At 69.1% G+C, this 18,742-nt stretch carries 14 protein-coding genes and 1 pseudogene; 4 read left to right on the forward strand and 11 right to left on the reverse strand.

The features are described from left to right. Positions 1-108: 108 nt before the first annotated feature. The 6 genes and pseudogenes from AKI39_RS02505 to AKI39_RS02525 all read right to left on the reverse strand — a co-directional run bounded on the left by AKI39_RS02505 (position 109) and on the right by AKI39_RS02525 (position 8,428). A complete protein-coding gene (locus tag AKI39_RS02505) occupies positions 109-1,311 on the reverse strand; it encodes an MFS transporter (protein WP_066632120.1) in 1,203 nt (400 codons plus the stop codon). A 104-nt stretch (positions 1,312-1,415) separates the two neighbouring features. Next, positions 1,416-3,032 (reverse strand): efflux transporter outer membrane subunit, encoded by a 1,617-nt coding sequence (locus tag AKI39_RS02510; protein WP_235610731.1) that lies wholly within the window; start codon positions 3,030-3,032, stop codon positions 1,416-1,418. A 10-nt stretch (positions 3,033-3,042) separates the two neighbouring features. Next, positions 3,043-4,161: an ABC transporter permease gene (locus AKI39_RS02515; protein ID WP_066632122.1), complete on the reverse strand. Its 1,119-nt coding sequence runs from the start codon at positions 4,159-4,161 to the stop codon at positions 3,043-3,045. Positions 4,162-4,175: 14 nt separating this feature from the next. Next, positions 4,176-5,336 carry an ABC transporter permease gene (locus AKI39_RS25860; protein ID WP_235610802.1) on the reverse strand — a complete coding sequence of 387 codons (1,161 nt, stop codon included), beginning with the start codon at positions 5,334-5,336 and terminating at the stop codon, positions 4,176-4,178. Between the two features lie 276 nt (positions 5,337-5,612). Continuing rightward, positions 5,613-7,415, reverse strand: a pseudogene (locus AKI39_RS25865) (ATP-binding cassette domain-containing protein); the annotation flags it as partial. Further along, the gene (locus AKI39_RS02525) at positions 7,412-8,428 is read right to left on the reverse strand and encodes an HlyD family efflux transporter periplasmic adaptor subunit (protein WP_066632133.1); all 1,017 of its coding nucleotides are present in this window, start codon (positions 8,426-8,428) and stop codon (positions 7,412-7,414) included. The pseudogene AKI39_RS25865 and the gene AKI39_RS02525, both read right to left, overlap by 4 nt. A gap of 178 nt (positions 8,429-8,606) precedes the next feature. Here AKI39_RS02525 and AKI39_RS02530 point away from each other — a divergent pair, with 178 nt between their 5' ends. The 3 genes from AKI39_RS02530 to AKI39_RS02540 all read left to right on the forward strand — a co-directional run bounded on the left by AKI39_RS02530 (position 8,607) and on the right by AKI39_RS02540 (position 12,487). After that, the gene (locus tag AKI39_RS02530; RefSeq protein ID WP_066632135.1) at positions 8,607-9,272 is read left to right on the forward strand and encodes a TetR/AcrR family transcriptional regulator; all 666 of its coding nucleotides are present in this window, start codon (positions 8,607-8,609) and stop codon (positions 9,270-9,272) included. A 174-nt stretch (positions 9,273-9,446) separates the two neighbouring features. Next, positions 9,447-12,107 (forward strand): AsmA family protein, encoded by a 2,661-nt coding sequence (locus AKI39_RS02535; RefSeq protein WP_066632137.1) that lies wholly within the window; start codon positions 9,447-9,449, stop codon positions 12,105-12,107. Then, entirely contained in the window at positions 12,104-12,487 is a 384-nt protein-coding gene (locus AKI39_RS02540; RefSeq protein WP_066632139.1) for an MOSC N-terminal beta barrel domain-containing protein, read from the forward strand. The genes AKI39_RS02535 and AKI39_RS02540 overlap by 4 nt, the downstream gene beginning before the upstream one ends. 10 nt (positions 12,488-12,497) lie before the next feature. On the opposite strand, the gene AKI39_RS02545 is transcribed toward AKI39_RS02540, so the two are convergent. From AKI39_RS02545 to AKI39_RS26250, 4 genes are all read right to left on the reverse strand, one after another. Then, entirely contained in the window at positions 12,498-13,736 is a 1,239-nt protein-coding gene (locus tag AKI39_RS02545; RefSeq protein ID WP_076879653.1) for a benzoate/H(+) symporter BenE family transporter, read from the reverse strand. A 20-nt stretch (positions 13,737-13,756) separates the two neighbouring features. Continuing rightward, positions 13,757-14,008: a YfhL family 4Fe-4S dicluster ferredoxin gene (locus AKI39_RS02550; RefSeq protein WP_066632141.1), complete on the reverse strand. Its 252-nt coding sequence runs from the start codon at positions 14,006-14,008 to the stop codon at positions 13,757-13,759. A gap of 147 nt (positions 14,009-14,155) precedes the next feature. Then, entirely contained in the window at positions 14,156-14,659 is a 504-nt protein-coding gene (gene coaD / locus AKI39_RS02555; RefSeq protein ID WP_066344086.1) for a pantetheine-phosphate adenylyltransferase, read from the reverse strand. A 54-nt stretch (positions 14,660-14,713) separates the two neighbouring features. Then, complete coding sequence (locus AKI39_RS26250) at positions 14,714-15,469, reverse strand: RsmD family RNA methyltransferase (RefSeq protein ID WP_083228584.1); 756 nt, start codon at positions 15,467-15,469, stop codon at positions 14,714-14,716. On the opposite strand from AKI39_RS26250, the gene ftsY reads away from it, so the two are divergent. After that, positions 15,468-16,724 carry a signal recognition particle-docking protein FtsY gene (ftsY, locus tag AKI39_RS02565; protein WP_066641984.1) on the forward strand — a complete coding sequence of 419 codons (1,257 nt, stop codon included), beginning with the start codon at positions 15,468-15,470 and terminating at the stop codon, positions 16,722-16,724. The two genes, AKI39_RS26250 and ftsY, sit on opposite strands and share 2 nt — an antisense overlap. Before the next feature lie 52 nt (positions 16,725-16,776). On the opposite strand, the gene AKI39_RS02570 is transcribed toward ftsY, so the two are convergent. Then, on the reverse strand, positions 16,777-18,702 hold the full coding sequence (locus AKI39_RS02570) for a CYTH and CHAD domain-containing protein (RefSeq protein ID WP_066632142.1): 1,926 nt from the start codon (positions 18,700-18,702) through the stop codon (positions 16,777-16,779). Positions 18,703-18,742: the final 40 nt, after the last annotated feature.

Genomic DNA, 18,742 nt, shown 5'->3' on the forward strand with positions numbered 1-18,742 from the left:
CCATCAAGCCCCCGGATCGCCGGCGCTCATGCTGTCCAGCCCTAGTTCCTGGGTAGGAAGGCTTCGGTCAGCACGCCGCCAGGCCTGCACCGCCGCCGCGGTGCTTGGCTAGGCCTTCGCCATTTCCCTCAGCGTGAGGCGCCGCCGCGTAGCCAGCGCCACGGCGGCGATGGCCAGCGGGGGGAAGGCGATCCAGCACACCATTTCCCAGCCGTAGTTGGCCAGTACGCCGCCGGACGAGAACGAGCCCAGCACCATGGTGCCGAAGACGAGGAAGTCGTTGAAGGCCTGGACCTTGTTCCTTTCCTCTGGCCGATGGCACTCCAGCACCAGCGCCGAAGCGCCAACGAAACCGAAGTTCCAGCCCAGGCCCAGCAGGATCAGCGACGTCCAGAAATGGCCGACGGTAAGTCCATGCAAACCCGTGGCGGCCGCGGCGGCGGTCAACAGCAGGCCGGCCAGCACCACGCGGCCCGCGCCGAAGCGGGTGATCAGGCGGCCGGTGAAAAAGCTGGGGCCGTACATGGCGATGACGTGCCACTGCAGGCCCAGGTTGGAGGCCTCTTGCGGCAGGCCGCAGAGCCGCATGGCCAGCGGCGCGGACGTCATCAGGAAGTTCATCAGCGTATAGCTGATGACGCCGCAGATCACCGCGACGATAAAGGCGGGCTGGCGCACGATCTGCCCCAGCGGCCGCCCGGCGGCGCTTTCAGCGGCGGTCGGGATGGGCAGGTTCACCCCCATCAAAATGCCCGCGCTGGCGAGCGCGACGGCGGCCTGCGCCAGGTAGGTGACCGCGAACATATGCGGCGCCCACAGGTCCATGGTGTGCGTGACCAGTTGCGGGCCGAGCACGCCAGCCACCACGCCCGCGGCCATGACGGTCGACAGGGCGCGGGCGCGCTGCGGGGCCGGCACGCATTCGGCGGCGGCAAAGCGGAAGGACAGCACGACGGCGGCGTAGGCGCCACCGAAAAGCATGGCGAAGCACAGCATCCAGAAACTGCTGGTCAGGATGGCCCAGGCGGAAAGCAGGCCGACCAGCACGCCGCATCCGGTGCCCAGGAGGAAGGCGGCACGCCGTCCGTAGCGTTGCGCGATGGCGCCAGCTGGCAGCGTGGAGAGCGCCATGCCTACGACGAACACCGAAATCGGCATGGTGGCCAGCGATTTATCGGGTGCCAGGGTGTTGCCGATGATGGCGGCGGTGGCGTAGACGACGGTGGTATTGGCGCCCGCGAGCGCCTGCGCGATGGCCAGGCGCGCGACATTGCCTTGAACGAGTGTGCTGCGCAAAACGTGGGTCCCCATCGTGTGCCTGCCGCGGCTGGGAAGCGGCCGCCCATCGTTGGCGCCATCCTGGCCGGGTATTGGTTTCTGGCCTGGACGATAACTTATTTCTTATTGCTATATCGTTATGACCCGTATCGATTTAGGGTTACCGGGGCTGGCGCCGGCGTGCTCGCCGGGGGCGGCGCGGCGCGCTCGATCACTTCACCGTCGCCGCCGCCGACGGCCTTATAGACCGCGATCAGGCGCAGGAACAGTTGGTGATTGCTGTCGGACAGGTCGCGCCGCGCCTGTATCCACGTTCGTTGCGCGTCCAGTTCCACCAGGAAGTCCGTCAGGCCGCGCGTGTAGCGGGCGCGGGCCAGTTCGTAGGCTTCGTGGCTGGCTTCCTCCTTGGTGCGCAGGCGGGTGTTGCGGCCGCGCTCGGCGTCATAGCCGGTCAGGGCATCGTCGATTTCCTGCCACGCTTTCAATACGGTCTGCTGGTAGGCGACCGCCGCCTCCTGTTGCGCCAATTCGCGCAGGACGATGGTGGCGCGGCGGCGGCCCTGGTCGAAGAGGGGCACCGATAGCGAGGGGCCCACGCTCCACGTCCGCGTCCCCCATTCGCCGAAGCGCGCGCCCTCGAAGGATTCGAAACCGAAGGTCGCGCCCAGCGTGATGCGCGGATAGAGGTCGGCGACGGCCACGCCGATGTCCGCCGTGGCGGCATGCAGGCGCGCTTCGGCCGCCCGGATATCCGGGCGCCGCAGGGCGACCTGCGAGGGCAGGCCCAGGGAAAGGTCGGGCAGGTGAGCCGGCAAGGTGGCCAGCGGCGCGGGGGCGGGTGGGGCCAGCGTCCGGGTCAGTTCGCCGGGCCGGGCGTCCACCAGCAGGCCGATCTGGTTGATCAGGGCGGTTTCCTGCGCGTGCAGGCCCGGGATGCGGGCTTGCAGGTCCGCCAGCAGGCTGCGCTGCCGGCTGACGTCCAGTTCGTCGATCAGGCCGCCGCGCGCGCGGGCCTGCAGCAGGCCCAGGCTGTCGCCCGCCGCGGCCACGTCCTGTTCCACCAGGTCGCGCTGCTGCTGGGTCAGGCGCAATTCGAAGTAATCGCGCGCCAGCTCGCTGGCGACGGCCAGGCGCACCTCGTCCAGCAAGGCGGCGGCGTTGCCGACGTCGGCATCGGCGGACTCGATCGAGCGCCGTACGCGGCCCCACAGGTCCAGTTCCCATGAAGCGTCGAAACCGCCCTGGTACAGCGTGAAGGGCGAGCTGAGCACCGAAATCAGTTCCTGTCGGTTGGCCGGGGCCACGGCGCCGGCCAGGCGCGTGCCGGCGGAATATTCGCTCTGCCGCTGGCGCGTGGCCGCGGCCGTACCGTCCAGCGTCGGACCGCGCTGTGCCGCGACGGTGATGCGCCGCATGCGGCTTTGCGCGAAGCGCAGGGCGGCGGTGCGCAGGTCCGGGCTTGCTTGCGCCGCCCGTGTCTGCAGTTGGTTCAGGGTGGCATCGTCGAACAGCGTCCACCACTGTTCGGGTGGCGCCTTCGTTTCCGGCGTGGCGCCCGGCTCGCCGGTGTATTGCCCGCTGCGCCAGTCCTGCCAGGACGCGGGCGATTGCGCGGTGGGGGCCTGATAGTCCGGGCCGACCGCGCAGCCCGCCAGCAGCGCGGCCGTCAACATCGCCAGCATCGCGGGCAGCGGGTGCGCGAACCGCCGGCGATCGCGCCGCGGGGAAGAACGCACGGAGGTAGGGATCAACATGGTCGAACTCTCAGGCAAGGCGGTGGCGAAACAGCCACGCAGCCAGCGGCAGGGTGACGGCGGCGATGCCGGCGAAGGGAAGCAGGTCATGCCAGACCGCCGTCATCCCAGCGCCTTCCAGGTACACGCTGCGCACCAGGTCCACGGCGAACCGCAGCGGGTTGGCGTAAGTGGCGATCTGGAAGCCGGGCGGCATGTTGCGCACCGGCGTGGTCAGCCCGGACAGCAGCACCAGCGGCATGAGCAGCACGAAGGTGTAAAGCATGGCCTGCTGCATGCTGGCCGACAGGGCGGATATCGACAGGCCGAGCCCCACGATGGCGATGGTGAACAGCAGCAGCCCGGCGTACAGGACCAGCGGACTGCCCGCCATCGGAATGTGGAACCAGAACAGCGCGATGGCAAGCACCAGCGAGGATTGCACCAACCCGATGGCAATCGAAGGCAGGGCCTTGCCGAACATGATGGTGATCGGCCGATACGGCGTGACCAGCAACTGGTCGAACGTCCCTTGCTCGCGTTCGCGCGCCACCGATAGCGCGGCCAGCGTCATGGTCTGCAGCATGCTCAGCGTGGCGATGAGTCCCGGCATGATGCTCCAGCGCGTTTCCAGGTTGGGGATGTACCAGGCGCGCATTTCGACGGTGACGGGCGCACGCGCGGCGCCCGGCCGGTCGGCGTTGTAGGCCGCGACGATATCGCGTATCTGCCCCGCCGCCGTTCCGGCCGTGGTGGAATTGCGGCCGTCCAGAATCAGTTGCAGCGGCGCCGTGCCGCCGGACGCCAGTACGCGTTCGAAATCCTCGGCGAAGTGCAGCACCAGCAGCGCCTGGCCGGAATCGATGACGCCGGCGATTTCGCCGGACGAGCGCAGGGTGGCGACACGTTCGAACACGCCGGTGCCGTCCAGGCGCGCCAGCAGTTCGGTGGACGCCGCACCGCGACTCTGGTCCAGCACGGCATAGGGAACATGGGTCAGGTCGAACGTGGCGGCGTAGCCGAACAGCAGGCTTTGCAGGATGACGGGCACGATCAGCACCACGCGGCTGGTGGGATCCTTCAGGATCGCCAGGAACTCCTTGTGGCAGAGGTTGCCCAGGTGGCGCAGAAAGCCGATGGCGGTGTTCATGTGTGCCTCTTGCGTCAGCGGTCCAGCGTTTTACGGGTCAGCCGGCCCACCAGCAGCAACAGGGTGGCGGCGTAGGCGGCGAGAATGGCGCAGTCCTTCAGGATCAGCGGCCAGTAGTCGCCGGCGAGGAATACCGTCTTCACGAGTTCCATGAAGTACGTCGCCGGCAAGGCGTGCCCCACGATATTCACGACGTCGGGCACGTTGCGCAGGTCGAAGACGAAGCCCGAGAGCATCGTCGCCGGCATGAAGCTGGCCAGGATGGCGAGCTGGCTGGCCACGAACTGATTGCGCGTGAGCGCGGATATCAGCAGCCCGATGCCCAAGGAAACCAGCATGTACAGCGTCGAGCCGGTCACCAGCGCCGCCATGGATCCCTGCAAGGGCACCTGGAACAGGAAGAGGGCGGCCAGCAGGCACAGGCCCAGTCCCATCATCCCGACGCAGAAGTACGGGATGATCTTGGCAAGGAGCACCTCCACCGGCTGCACGGGGGTAACGAACAGGGCCTCCAGCGTGCCGCGCTCCCATTCGCGCGCCATGACCAGCGCGGTCAAGAAGGTGCCGATGAGGGTCATGATCAGGACGATCAGGCCAGGCACCAGGTACCAGGTACTGTCGTTGGCGGCGTTGAACCACATGCGGTCCACCACGGTCACGGTGCCGCCGTTTCCGGCCACGGCCAGGGTGGCGCCGCGGTCGGACTGCTTCTGCAGCCACAGGGCGACGGCACCCTGCAGATAAGCCGCCACGGTCAGGGCGCGCGTCGGGTCGCTGCCTAGCACCAGGGTCTGCACGGCCGCGTTGCCGGCCGCCAGCCTTCGCGAAAAGTCGCTGGGTATGCGCAATACCGCGTCGGCGTCGTGCGCGATCATGGCGCGCTCCGCGTCGCGGTAGGAGGCCGCCGGCACGCAGTCCAGGTAGCGCGACAGCGCGATGCTGGCGGCCAGGTCGCGGGCCTGGGGCGCATGGTCTTCCATGACCAGCAGCACGCGCGCGTGCCTGACGTCCAGCGAAAGTCCATAGCCGAAGATCAGGATCAGGACGATGGGCAGCACCAGCCCGATCAGCATATTGGCGCGGTTGCGGAAAAGCTGTCGCACCTCCTTGCGCGTCAGGGACACCACGCGGCGCCGGAAGCCGCGATCGGTGTGGCCGGGCGTGGCGCGGGGTATTGATGCACCCACCTGTCGCTGCGCGACATCCTCCCCATGGGAGGGAGCGCGCCCTTCGGGCGGCCGGGCGGGCGCGCTCGTGGATGTGCCCTCCTGTCGCTGCGCGACATCCTCCCCGAGGGAGGGAGCGCCGCCTTCGGGCGGCCGGGCGGCGGCGCTCATGGGTGTGCCCTCCTGTCGCCGGGCGACATCCTCCCCATGGGAGGAGACATCACCGGCGCTGCCGCCGTGCCCGTCCTGCCGCGCGTCCTCGTGCCTGCCATTGGCCGCACCGTTGCGGCCGCTTTCCACGATGCCGATGAATGCCTCTTCCATGGTCATCTTGCGCTGGGGCGTCGCGCCGGCCTGGGTGCGCACCGCCTCCGGCGTGCCCAGGGCCAGCAGCTTGCCGGCGTCCTGGATCACGATACGGTCGCAGTATTCCGCTTCTTCCATGAAGTGCGTGGTGATGACCACCGTCGTGCCCGTCTGGGCCAGCGCGGTGATGCGGCGCCAGAAAGCGCGCCGCGCCAGCGGGTCGGCGCCGCTGGTGGGTTCGTCCAGGAACAGGATTTCCGGCTCGTGCAGCAGGCCCACGGCCATGGCCAGGCGCTGCTTGATGCCGCCGGCGAGCTGGCCCGCGGGTTGCTCCAGGTGCCGGCGCAGCGAGAACTGCTGCGTGACCGCATCGATGCGGTCGCGCAAGCGCGCGCCATGCAGGCCATATGCGCCGCCGAAGAAGCGCAGGTTCTCCGCCGCGGACAGGTTGCCATACAGCGCGAAGGACTGCGAGACATAGCCGATGCGCGAGCGCGCTTGCGCGCGCGCCGTGCGCAGGTCCATGCCGGCCACGCGTGCCGTGCCGCCGCTGGCGGGCAGCAGGCCGCACAACATGCGGAAGGTCGTGGTCTTGCCGGCGCCGTTGGGCCCCAGCAAGCCAAAGATCTCGCCGCGCGCGACGCTGAAGCTGGTGCGGTCGACCGCGGTGAAATCGCCGAACTTGCGGACCAGGTCGCGTACTTCGATCGCCGGCTCGCCGTTGTGCGCGGGGCTGGGCGCGGGGCCAGCGGAGGCGGATGGAGAAGGCGGGCAAGGCGGCGAGGCAGACGCCGCCGGCGCGGACGAAGACGATCCCGCGCCGCCGCCGTCGCCGGTCTCGTCGGCGCGTGCGTGCAGCAGGACCATGAAGCCGTCCTCCAGCCGCGCCGGCACGGCGCTGGCAGCCGCTCCATCGTCCGCCAGCGCGCCGACGTCGTTGCCGGGCCGCAGGATGAACCGCACTTCGCCGCCGCGGGGTACGGCATCGATGATGACGTCGCGGCGATCCAGCAAACGCGCCTGGCGCGCCCGCGGCGCTTCATTGCGGCCCGCCGGGACGACGAAGCACAATCCATCCGCGCGCGCCGCGATGTCGGCCGGCGCGCCGCTGGCGAGGACGGCGCCGTCATGCAGCACGTGCACGCAGGCGCAGCGTTCCGCTTCATCCATGTAGGCAGTGGCCACCAGCACCGTCAAGGTCTCGTCGCGCACCATCTGATCGATGATTTCCCAGAGCTCGCGCCGCGACAGCGGATCGACGCCGACGGTCGGCTCGTCCAGCAGGAGGAGGTCCGGCGAACGCACCAGCGTGCAGGCCAGGCCCAGCTTCTGCTTCATGCCGCCGGACAGCTTGCCGGCCAGGCGGCCGGTGAAGCGCTTCAGATCCGTCATGTCCAGCAGGCGCGCGTAGCGTTCGCGGCGCGCATCGGCTCGCACGCCGTGCAGGTCCGCATACAGGTCCAGGTTTTCCTGCACGCTCAGGTCCTCGTACAGGCCGAAGCGCTGGGGCATGTAGCTGATGCGGTCCTGGACAGCCTGCGGCGTACGCGCGACATCGTGGCCCAGCACATGCAGCCGCCCGGCATCGGGACGCATCAGCCCGGCCGCCAGCCGCAGGAAGGTGGTCTTGCCGGCGCCGTCCGGCCCCACCAGCGCCGTGACCGCGCCGCGGCGCACGTCCAGGCTGACGCCGGCCAGCGCTTGCACGTAGCGCTGCGCCGTCTTGACGGCAAAGCGCTTGCCGATATCCCGCGCCTCGATGGTCACGCCGCCGGCATTCATGGCCGCTTGGCTTGCGCCGCGGCCTGCCCGGCGATGGTTACGGTGGCCGGCATGCCCAGGCGCAGCCTATCGTCGGGGTCATCGACCAGGACGCGGACTTCATAGACCAGGCTGGTACGCAGCGTCTCGGTCTGTACGTTCTTGGGCGTGAATTCCGCGACGGAGGAGATATAGCCGACCTTGCCCGCGATGGGCTGGCCGGGATAGCTGTCGGTGGCCACCTGCGCGGGCATGCCCAGCTTGATCCGGCCGAGATCCGTTTCGTTGACATAGGCGCGTATCCACTTGGGATCGTAGATCGCCAGCGTATAGGCGGGTCGCTGCGGCGAGGCCATGTCGCCCGGCTCGAGCAATCGCGCGCGTACCACGGCATCGCGCGGCGCCTTCAGTTCGGAGAGCGCCAGGCGGTGCTCCAGCAGGGCGGCCTGGGCGCGCGCGGCCTGCAGCGAGGCGTCGGCCTGCGCGATGTCTTCCTGCCGCGGCCCCAGTCTGGCCAGGCGCAGGTTCTGTTTCTGGCTGTCCAGCTGCGCCTGTGCCACGCGCAGACGCGCGGCCGCGCTGTCCATGTCTTCCCGGCTGACGCCCCGGCCGGACGTGTCGCCCGCCACGCCTTGCAGCCGTTTCCATTGGCGGGCGGCCAGATCGGCATCGGCCTGCGCCGCCGCCACCTGGGCCTGCGCCTGCTGCACTTCCTCGGGCCGCGTGCCGTTGCGCAGCCGCAGCAGGGCTTGCTCGCGCACGCCGATCTCCGCGCGCGCCTGCGCCAGCTCCAGGGTCAGCGTGCGCGTATCCAGCCGCGCCAGGACCTGCCCCGCGCGTACGCGATCGCCTTCTTCCACGCGCATTTCCGCGATGCGGTCGCTGCCGTCGAACGCCAGCGAGATCTGCCGGATATCGACGTTGCCGTAGAGCGTCAGGCGATCCGGATCCGCGGGGGTGCGATTCAACATCCAGGACACGGCGGCGATCGCCGCCACGGCCACGACGGCCAGAATGACGAGTTTTTTCTTCATGGTTGGCGTGGATGCATGGGGACGGCAGGGGCGGCGGGCGAATCGCGCCTTCCATGTAGGAAGGGAGTCACCGTTCTGTAATTCAAATTTGAATTTGAGGTAAACTATACCTCCGTTTTGGCGTGGCCGCACGCCGCATGTATCCTGCGGCCGCAGCCGCCCCCTTCCGCGCCATCTCATGCCGTCCCATAGCTCCCATACCGCGTCCGCTTCCGTCGCCCGTGCGCGCGCCGACGGCGAGGCCACGCGCGCCAACATCATCGAAGCCGCGGGCCGCCTGTTCGCGGAGCGCGGCTATGCGGAGACGACCAGCAAGGCCATCTGCGAGCGTGCCCAGACCAACATCGCGGCGGTGAACTACCACTTCGGCAGCCGGGACGAGCTTTACCTGACGCTGCTGCGGGAAGTGCACAAGCGGGTCATGAGCATGCGCTTCCTGCGCGAGATCGCCGGCAGTCCGATGTCGGCCGAAGACAAGCTGGGCGTGTTCCTGGAAGGCCTGATCAGCGCCATCGTCGATTCCACCAGCTGGCACACCCGCCTCTGGGCGCGCGAGATCCTGACCCCTTCGCCACTGCTGTCGCAGGTCCTGCGCGAAGAGGCAATGCCCAAGTTCCAGGTGCTCAGCGGCATCGTCAGCGAGATCACCGGCTTGCGTCCCGGCACGCCCGCGCTGACCTGTTGCGTGCTCAGCGTCCTGGCGCCCTGCCTGGTGCTGCTGGTGCTGGACCCTTGCGTTGAATCGCCCCTGCGCGAGCTGTTCGACCGTCCCGCCGCGGAACTGGCCGCGCAAATGCGCGTCCTGGCCCTGCAGGGCCTGCAGGCCGTGCGCAACAGGGCGTAGACGGCTCCGCGAGACGGCGTATGGGCGGCGTAACCGGAGACCGACGTGGCGTACGGTCCCGCATGACCGCGCGGGCCGATTCGCCGTGAACACGCCTTTGTTACCATTGGCGTTCGTAGAACCAGCCATCACAGGACGCAGCGGGAAGCCAGGCTTCCCGGTCGCAAATCACCCATGAAGACGTGGATCAAGCGCATATCGATAGGCGTGGCGGTCGTGCTCGCGCTTGCCGTCGCGGGGCTCGCCGTCTTTTTGTTGACCTTCGACCCCAATGCCTACAAGGATCGCCTGCAGGCATGGGTACAGGAACGCTATCACCGCACGCTTACCATCGAAGGGGACATCGAGGCCACGCTGTTGCCGCGCCTGGGCCTGACCTTGCAGGGCGTGTCGCTGTCCGAGCCGGGCAGCGCGGACGTGTTTGCTTCCATGGATAGCGCGCGCATGTCGGTGGCGATCTGGCCGCTGCTGTCGCGCAATATCGTGGTCGATCACGCGAGTTTCAGCGGCGTGAGGGCGCATGTCGTGCGAGACCGGCAGGGCCGACTGAACTTCCAGGACCTGCTGGGCGGCGAGCCCGCGCGGCGGGACCAACCCGCCCCCCGGGACGGCCAGGGCGATACGCGCGCCGGCCCCGCGCCGCGCATCGACATCGCCGGCCTGGATATCAAGGACGGCGAAATCCAATTGCAGGACGATGCCACGGGCCGCGCTCTCACCATCTCGCAACTGAACGCGAAGACGGGGCGCGTGCGGCTCGACGAGCCCTTCGACGCCAGCCTGTCGGCGCACGTCGCGGGCGCGACGCCGCGGTTCGATGCCGACATCGCGGGCAAGGCCACCGTGCGCATGAATCCGCAGGCGCAGCGCTACGAGGTGCGCGGGCTGGACCTGAAGGCGTCCGGCCAGTTGCCGCGCGCGAACGCCAGGAACCTGACCGCGCGCGGCGACCTGGCTTATGACGGCCAGGCCGGCGCCGTCGATGCGGGCGGGCTCGAACTCGTATTCCAGGGCGATATCGCGGACATCGATGGCGGCACCGCCGCCGTCGATGCCAGCCTGGCGGCCGAGCGCTTGCGTGTGGATCCGCGCAGCGGCGCGGTCCAGGCCGCCAAGGTGGCCGTGCGCGCGAAAGGAACGCTGCCACGCGGCCCCTTCGAATTCGCCGCGGACGCGCCGGGGCTGGATATATCGCCAACCGCGGCGTCCGGCGATGCCGTCACGGCGCGCCTGCGGCTCGCCGGCGACGATGGCGTCGATGCGCGGCTTGCCATCGGCGAACTGAGCGGCAACAGCGGCAATCTGTCCATCGGCCAGGCCAAGCTCTCCGCCGACGTCAAGCAGGGGGACCGCGCCTGGAATGTCGGCGCCGCGTCGCCCATGATGCTGGATCTGCGCAAACGCGCGGGCACTCTCCCGGCGGTGACGGGCGAGATCACGCTCACGGGGCCCGGCCTGCCGGGGGGCGCCATGCACGTTCCCTACACCGGCGCGGCGCGCGTCGACCTGTCGGCCAAATCCGCGGAGCTTGCGGTGGATGGGCAGCTGGACGGCGGCAAGCTGGCATTGAAGGCGGATGCCACCGGATTGGGCGCCAAGCCCGCGGTGCGATTTGCATTGGACGCCGACACGCTGGACATCGATGCGCTGATGCCGGCCACGGCACAGCCAGTAGGCGCGAAGCCTGGCGCGTCGGCGCCCGATAAGGCCCCAGCCGCGCCGCCCGCGGCCGGGGCCGCCGACAGGACAGGGGGCGCGGGAGGTAGCGCGGGTGGTGCATCCGGCAAAGAACAGAGCGCAAAGCCCGCGGCGGGCGGCGCCACGCGGGCGGAAGGCTCGTCCGCCGCGGCCGCGCCTGGCGGCGTCACGGGGGCCGCCGGTACGGCCTCCGCGCAGGCGGTTACGCCTGCCGCCGGCGCCTCCGCGCGCGCGTCCGGCGATATGGATCTTTCCGCCCTGGTCGGCCCCACGGCACAAGGCACCATCAAGGCGGGACGTCTCGTCGTACGGGGTATCACCCTGCAGAACCTGTCCGCCACCCTGAAGCTGGCGCAGGGCAAACTGGACGTCTCGCCCTTGGCCGCCACGCTTTACGACGGCAAGCTGGCGGGCAACCTGACGCTGGACGCCGCGCACGACAACGCGATCGCGACCCGCTTCACGCTGGACGGCGTGGCCATCGGCCCGCTGCTGGCGGACCTGACCAAGCGCTCTCCCTTGACGGGGGTGGGGAGCGTGACGGCCAACCTGACCACGCGCGGCGGGCAGTCCGTGGCCATGCGCGACAACCTGGCCGGCACCGTGCAGTTGCGCTTGCGTAACGGTGCCATCAAAGGCTTCGACGTGGCCCGCGCCCTGCGTGACCTGAAGCAGGCGATACTGGGCGGCAAGGGTAGCGGTCCGACCGACGTGCCGGCCGATACCGCGCGCGAGACCACGTTCAGCCGCATGGACGCCGATCTCGCGCTGGCCGCGGGCGTGGCCACGATCAAGCGCCTGGATGTCCAATCGCCGGTGATCCGCGTCAGCGAGGGTTCGCCGGCCACCATCGACCTGCCCAAGGGCACGATGGATGTGGTGGCCAATGTCAAGCTCGCCGAGCCGCCGCCCGCGGACTTGCGCGAATTGCGCGGCGTGGCCGTGCCCGTGCAGGTGGCCGGTCCGTATGACGACCTGCGCTATCGCGTCGATTGGCGCGCGGTTGCCGGCGATGCCGTGACGCGCGCCCTGGAGCGCGCGCTGGGAGGCAAGGGGACGGACAAGCAGAATGACGAATCGCGCCAGGACCGCATCCGCGACCTGGGCAGGTTGCTGAAGGGGATAACCGGAAAATGAGTACCCAATACCATCCCGTCGCGCATTGCGGCGGCCTGGAAGACCCGCGCGCGGCCGATTACGACCGGCGCTGGCTGCTGGTGAATTCAGGGGGCCAGTGGATCACCCGCGAAGCCTGCCCCGCGCTGGCCGACATCGCGGTCGAGATGCGCTTCGGCTATCTGGTGCTGCGCGCGCCGGGCATGCTGCGTATCGACATTCCCCTGGACGTCATCGAGGACGACGACAGCGTACGCACCGCCGTGCTGGTTGGCCAGCAAACCGTGGACGTCGTGGACGAAGGCGAACTCGCCGCCGCCTGGGTGTCCAACTACACCGGCATTCCCAGCCGCTTGATGAAGGTGCATCCGGACATGGGACCGGTGCAGTGGCCGGCCTAGCCGGTCGCGTTCAGCCTTTGCGCGTGCCGCTCATGACGGCATGCGCCGCCAGTCCGGCCGCCAGCCCCCAGAATGCCGACCCGACGCCCCAGAACGTCATGCCCGACGCCGTGGCGAGCAGCGTGATCAACGCGGCTTCGCGGCCGTGTTCGTCGCGCATGGCGGCCGCCATGCCGCCCATGATGGGGGTCAGCAAGGCCAAGCCGGCCAACGCCGCGATCAGCGCCGGCGGCAGGGCCTGGAAGAACACCGCCACCGCGCCGGCCGCGATACTCAACGCCACGTACGCGGCGCCATAGGTCACCGCCGCCACATAGCGCCGCGCCGGATCGGGATGCGCTTCCCGGCCGGCGCAGATGGCCGCGATGATGGCCGCCAGCGTCACGCTGTGCGCGCCGAAGGGCGCGGCGATCAGGCCCACGCCGCCGCTGACCGCGATGACGCGGGAGGCCGGCACGTCGCGGTAGCCGGCCGCCTGAAGTACCGCCAGGCCGGGCAGGTTCTGCGATGCCATGCCCACGACGAACAAGGGGATGGCCACGCTGACGATCGCGCGCCAGGTGAAGATCGGCGTGGTCCAGACAAATTCAGTCAGGTGCCAATCGGCATTGCCGAAGGCCAGCAGCCCCTGCATCGCCGCCGCCGCCAGGCCCGTGGCCAGGACCGCCAGGATGGCGTAGCGCGGCGCATAGCGCTTCAATACCAGGTAGACCAGCGCCATCGGCACTACCAGGACGGCCTGTCTACCCATGGCGCCGAACACGCCGATGCCGAAGTTCAGCAGGACGCCGGCCAGCATGGCGGAGGCGATCTGCGGCGGGATGCGGCGCGCGATGGGATCGACCCAGCCCAGCAGCCCGCAGGCCAGCGCCAGGGCCGCGGCCACGACGAAGGCGCCGACCGCTTCGCCGAAGGGAACACCGGACAGCGCGGTAATCAGCAACGCGGCGCCCGGCGTGGACCACGCCAGCACGATGGGCAGCCGGGTGCGCAGGCTTAGCCACACGCCGCCCAGGCCCAGCGCCAGGCAGATGGCGCCCAGCCAGGAACCGATGCGCGCCGCGTCCAGGCCGGCGGTGTGCCCGGCCTGCACCATCAGCACCGCCGTGCCGCCGAAGCTGACCACGACGGCGACCAGCCCCGCCACGATGGCGGACAGGGAAGCATCGCCGCGCAGCGTGGCATCACGAAGAAGAGCGGCGCCGCTGGGACTCGAAGGGAGAGGGCTCTGCGTGGGCGGTTCGTGCATCGGCGGGCCGGCGTGGACGGTCAGGCGTGTCCGGTCAGCCGGCGGTATTTGGCCATCAGGGCTTCCTGGCCTTCACGCCATTGCGGATGGATTTCGATGCATTCGACGGGGCAGACCACCTGGCACTGCGGCTCGTCGAAATGGCCGACGCACTCCGTGCACTTGTCCGGGTCGATGACGTAATAGTCCTCGCCCATCGAAATGGCTTCATTGGGACACTGCGGCTCGCAAACGTCGCAGTTGATGCATTCTTCGGTGATCGTCAGAGCCATGGCGGACGGCGTCGGGCGCCGGTCGGGCTGCGCGCACAGCGCGCGAACGTGTTCATTGTAATGCCCCGTGCGACATGGCCGTGTTGGGCCGTATGGCGGCCGGATGATGACAACCCCGGTCGGGCGCGGCATCGCCCGCGGCGACGGTCAGCCCGGCCAGCTTTGTTCGCGGTGTTCCTTGGCCTTTTCCTGCAACCAGCGCTCGACGGAAGGGAAGACGAACTTGCTGACGTCGCCCCCCAGCTGCGCGATCTCGCGCACGATGGTGCCCGAAATGAACTGGTATTGATCGGACGGCGTCATGAACAGCGTTTCCACGTCCGGCAGCAAGTGGCGGTTCATGCCGGCCATCTGGAATTCGTATTCGAAATCGGACACCGCGCGCAAGCCGCGCACGATGACACGCCCGTTCTGTTCGCGCACGAAATCCTTCAGCAGCCCGCCGAAGCTCTCGACGCGCACGTTGGGGTAATGGCCGAGTACTTCGCGCGCAATCGCCACGCGTTCGTCGATATTGAAGAAGGGCTTTTTGTTGCGGCTGTGCGCAACGCCAACCACCACCTGGTCGAACAGCGCCGCGGCGCGCCGCACCAAGTCCTCGTGACCGCGCGTCAGCGGGTCGAATGTGCCGGGGTATACAGCGATGATCATGCGCCCTCCCTTGATTTATAGGTGTGTCGCCTCTCCGAACCGGGGATTATTGATCTATTTCCGCATTGCAGCAAACCGCAGTAGCGCATAGTGGACAGCGCCGGCACGATCTTTACGCAATATTTCGAATTGTTGGCCCGGTTCACCTGGCTCACCGGGTTCACCCGGTCCGCCCGGTTCGGTCCCCGGCGGCCGTTCCGCCGAGGCCGCCGCTCCGGCGAACGGAGAGGGTTCCGCTACCCGCCGTGCCGCCGCAGCCTCGTGGTCGTCGGCGGCGGGAGGCTTTGCGGGCAATGAGGGATGCCCTGACGGCTTTGCCAGCGCGTCGGGCTGTATGTCGGCTTCGCTTTCCACATAGACCAGGGCGCCGTCGTTCAGTATGCCGGGCAACAGCGGCCAGACGCGTTCCAGCCATCCCTGGCCGAAGGGGGGGTCCAGCAGGACCAGGTCGTAGCGCGATGCATCCATGCGGCGCAGCGTTTCCATGGCGTCCCCCGCATGTATGCGGATCTGGCTGGCACCCAGCTTGTCACGCAGGGTGCGCAGGGCGGCCAGCGCGGCCTTGTCCCGTTCGACCATTTGCACGTGGGCGACGCCGCGCGAAGCCGCCTCGAAGCCCAGCGCGCCGCTGCCGGCGAACAGGTCCAGCACGCGTTTGCCCGCGAATTCGCCGTCCCAAAAATACTGCAGCCAGTTGTACAGCGTTTCCCTGACGCGGTCCGGAGTGGGGCGCAGGCCGGGCGCGTCGATGACCGTAATGGGCGTACGCCGATATTGGCCACCGACGATGCGAATATACTTGTTCGTCATGCTGAATTTCTTCAAGAAAAAAACTCCCGCGCCCGTCCCCGAGCCCGCCCAGGCTCCCACGCCTGCAGAGCCGGCAGGCCGCGACGCGCCGATTCCCGCTCCCGCCGCGCCTGCGCCGGAGGCCCCGCCGCGTCCGGATCAGCAGTCGCCCTGGCCGTCCGCCCGCGTGGAGCCGCCCGTCGACCTGGGCGGGGCTTCGGGCCGTCCGCCCGGCCAAGCCGCCGCGCAAGCGCCGGCCGCCGCGCCCCTTATGCCGGCAACCGCTACCGCTACCGCCGCCGACGCACCGGCGCTTTCCTCGCCGCCGGAAACGTCGGCCGCCGTCGAGCCCGCCGCGAAAAAATCCTGGCTGCAGCGACTGAAGCAGGGCTTGTCCCGCACCGGCCAGAGCATCGGCGGCCTGTTCGTGGGCGTCAAGGTCGACGAAAACCTGTTCGAGGAACTGGAAACCGCGCTCATTATGGCCGATGCCGGCGTGGAGGCCACCGAGGCGCTGCTGACCGCGCTGCGCGCGCGCGTCAAGAAGGAACGCATCGAGGACGCGGCCCAGGTGCGCGATGTCCTGCGCCAGATCCTGGCCGATCAGTTGCGCCCGCTGGAACGCGGCTTCGACCTGCACCGCGCCCAACCCCTGGTCGTCATGATCGCCGGCGTGAACGGGGCGGGCAAGACGACGTCCATCGGCAAGCTGGCCAATACGTTCCAGCGCCAGGGCGCCAGCGTGCTGCTCGCCGCCGGCGACACCTTCCGCGCGGCCGCGCGCCAGCAGTTGATGGAATGGGGCGCCCGCAACAGCGTCACGGTGATCGCTCAAGAAGGTGGCGACCCGGCCGCCGTCGCGTTCGATGCGGTCAACGCCGGCCGCGCCCGCGGCGCGGGCGTCGTGATGGTCGATACCGCGGGCCGCCTGCCCACGCAGCTGCACCTGATGGAAGAGCTCAGGAAAATCCGCCGCGTCATCGGCAAGGCGGATGCCGCCGCGCCGCATGAGGTCCTGCTGGTGGTGGACGGCAATACGGGGCAGAACGCGCTGGCGCAGATACGTGCTTTCGATGCGGCCATCAACCTCACCGGCCTGGTCGTCACCAAGCTGGACGGCACCGCCAAGGGCGGCACGCTGGCCGCGGTCGCGGCCGGCAGCCAGGGCGTGCGGCCGATTCCGGTCTACTGGATCGGCGTGGGAGAAGGCCTGGAAGACCTGCAACCCTTCGTTGCCGACGAATTTGCCGCGGCCCTGCTGGGCATGTCGGCCTGACGCCGGCGTCAGGCGCCGACGCCTCACGCTTGGTGCCGACGCCTGACGCCGGCTATTTCCAGAACCGCTTGGCTTGGCCGAGCTTGCCGAAGGCGCGCTGCGCCTCGCCCGTCAGCTTTTCCTGCCGGGCGCTGATCCACCCCAGGGCGAACCACGCCTGGGGATGGCGGCTGCTCCATTGGCGGTACAGGTCGTGGGCGACGGAAAGGTCGTTCATTTCGCCGAGCACGTCCTGCACGGCCGCCAGCCTGCGGCGATAGTCGCGCATCTTGTGGGCGGGTAGCAGCGATTCGGCAAAGCTCAAGCCGTAGCGCAGCCGCTTGGCGCGCTTGCGCAGTTCGTGCCGGGAAGGGATGTCCAGCTCGGCAAAGCGTTCGCCTTCGTCCAGCACTTGCTTGTGCCACTTGCGCAGGCGCCGCGCCAGCAGGGTGCGCAACTCGCGCGGCTCGGGCGGGGTGAGGGGAATGATGGTCGGATGGATGCTCTGCATCGCGGGCGGCGTGGCGCCGTCCGCCGTTGCACCTGGCGCGGCCGCATCGTCGATGGCGTCCTGTCCCTTGCCCCCCGCTGCCACGCTGGCCACCGAACGTGCCGGCGCGGCGCGCAGGGTGGCACCCCGGGCGCCGGCATTGCCGCCACGGCCTTGCGCGACAGCGGTGCGGCTGGCGCCGTTCGCATCGCTCGCATCAGTCCCCTCGTCGGCCTGGGCACCGTCAGCCGCATCGACGCCGTTGTCATCCCCGTCGACGCCGGCGCGGGCGTGGCCGTCACCGGTGGGCGGTCGGACGCCATCGCCGCGGACACGGCCATGGCTGTTTGCCTGCCCCGCTTCGCCGGCCTGGCCCGCGGCGTGCAGTGCCTGCGGCGTGGGCCGCACGTCCAGCGTCCATTCCAGCATGTCGAGCAGCCAGGACTGGAATGCCTTGCTGCCCGCCGTATCCAGCGCGGATGCCGGCGGCGCATCATCCTGGGGGATGGGAAAGGTGGGCATTCCGGCCTTCACCAGCGCCGGGATAATGGATTCCTGCAGCACGTCCTGGTCGCGGTTGGCACCGAAGGCCGCAAAGTGAACCCGCAGCGCGGATTGCGCCTCATCGGACGGCAGCTCCGCCCAGCCGCGGAACAAGCGCCAGGCCGAACGCAGGCGCCGCATACCGACCCGCAACTGGTGCACGTGTTCCGGCTGGCCGGCGCCGTATACGTCCAGCGTATCGACTTCGGCCAGCATTGCGCCGTTGCGCATGACCTGGTCCAGGCACTCCGCCGCCACGGCCGCCAGGCCCTGCGGCGGCGTCATCCCGGGCGACAGCGATATCGATCTGGCCACGCGCGGTCCCCAGAACTGCGCGATGGCCGCCCTGCGGGCATCGTCCGTCATGCCGGCCTGGGCCAGTGTGTGGGCCAGCCGCGCCAGTCCGTCGCCGCGTTCGGATTTGCTGCGCGGATCGAGCACCAGGCCGTAGCGGGACAGCCAGCCGCGCGCCATGGCGAAGATAGCCCCAGGCCGGCCGGACATCAGCTCGAACTCCACTTCGGAAATCGGCAATTCCAGTTCGCCGGCCCGCAGCACGCCGGAGTCATAGGCGATTTCCACCGTGCCCTGACGCGTGCGGGTCTTGCGCACCAGTCGGATGACGTCGGTCTCGTAGCGCAGTTCCAGTTCGCCCTTCAAGCCCGCCAGGGCGCCATGGACCTCCGTGCCGGCATAGACCGACAGGTCCAGGATGGGACCGGGACGCGGATGGTTCATTTCCACGCGCGTAATGGCATTGGCGCCCGGGGTCTTCAGCGTTTGTACCCACTTGCGCCCTTCGCGCCGCAGGCGGATCGCGATGCGCGCCTTCGCCAGCTCGCGTTCGGGCGTATCGAAGTACATCGCATGCAAAGGCAGGCGTTCCGCGCCGGCCTGCTTCAGTTCGCGCTCGACCGCCGCGCGGGACGCCGTAGGCACGTGCAGCTTCAATTCCTGTTCCGACATGACGTTCCGCAAAACAACAGTGACGGGCGATGTTACCCAT

This window comes from Bordetella sp. H567 (assembly GCF_001704295.1).
Taxonomy (GTDB): Bacteria; Pseudomonadota; Gammaproteobacteria; order Burkholderiales; family Burkholderiaceae_B; genus Bordetella_C.

Coding starts and splice junctions, on each gene's coding strand:
- AKI39_RS02505 (WP_066632120.1), bottom strand. CDS start 1,311: ATGGGGACCCACGTTTTGCGCAGCACACTCGTTCAAGGCAATGTCGCG.
- AKI39_RS02510 (WP_235610731.1), bottom strand. CDS start 3,032: ATGTTGATCCCTACCTCCGTGCGTTCTTCCCCGCGGCGCGATCGCCGG.
- AKI39_RS02515 (WP_066632122.1), bottom strand. CDS start 4,161: ATGAACACCGCCATCGGCTTTCTGCGCCACCTGGGCAACCTCTGCCAC.
- AKI39_RS02525 (WP_066632133.1), bottom strand. CDS start 8,428: ATGAAGAAAAAACTCGTCATTCTGGCCGTCGTGGCCGTGGCGGCGATC.
- AKI39_RS02530 (WP_066632135.1), top strand. CDS start 8,607: ATGCCGTCCCATAGCTCCCATACCGCGTCCGCTTCCGTCGCCCGTGCG.
- AKI39_RS02535 (WP_066632137.1), top strand. CDS start 9,447: ATGAAGACGTGGATCAAGCGCATATCGATAGGCGTGGCGGTCGTGCTC.
- AKI39_RS02540 (WP_066632139.1), top strand. CDS start 12,104: ATGAGTACCCAATACCATCCCGTCGCGCATTGCGGCGGCCTGGAAGAC.
- AKI39_RS02545 (WP_076879653.1), bottom strand. CDS start 13,736: ATGCACGAACCGCCCACGCAGAGCCCTCTCCCTTCGAGTCCCAGCGGC.
- AKI39_RS02550 (WP_066632141.1), bottom strand. CDS start 14,008: ATGGCTCTGACGATCACCGAAGAATGCATCAACTGCGACGTTTGCGAG.
- coaD (WP_066344086.1), bottom strand. CDS start 14,659: ATGATCATCGCTGTATACCCCGGCACATTCGACCCGCTGACGCGCGGT.
- ftsY (WP_066641984.1), top strand. CDS start 15,468: ATGCTGAATTTCTTCAAGAAAAAAACTCCCGCGCCCGTCCCCGAGCCC.
- AKI39_RS26250 (WP_083228584.1), bottom strand. CDS start 15,469: ATGACGAACAAGTATATTCGCATCGTCGGTGGCCAATATCGGCGTACG.
- AKI39_RS02570 (WP_066632142.1), bottom strand. CDS start 18,702: ATGTCGGAACAGGAATTGAAGCTGCACGTGCCTACGGCGTCCCGCGCG.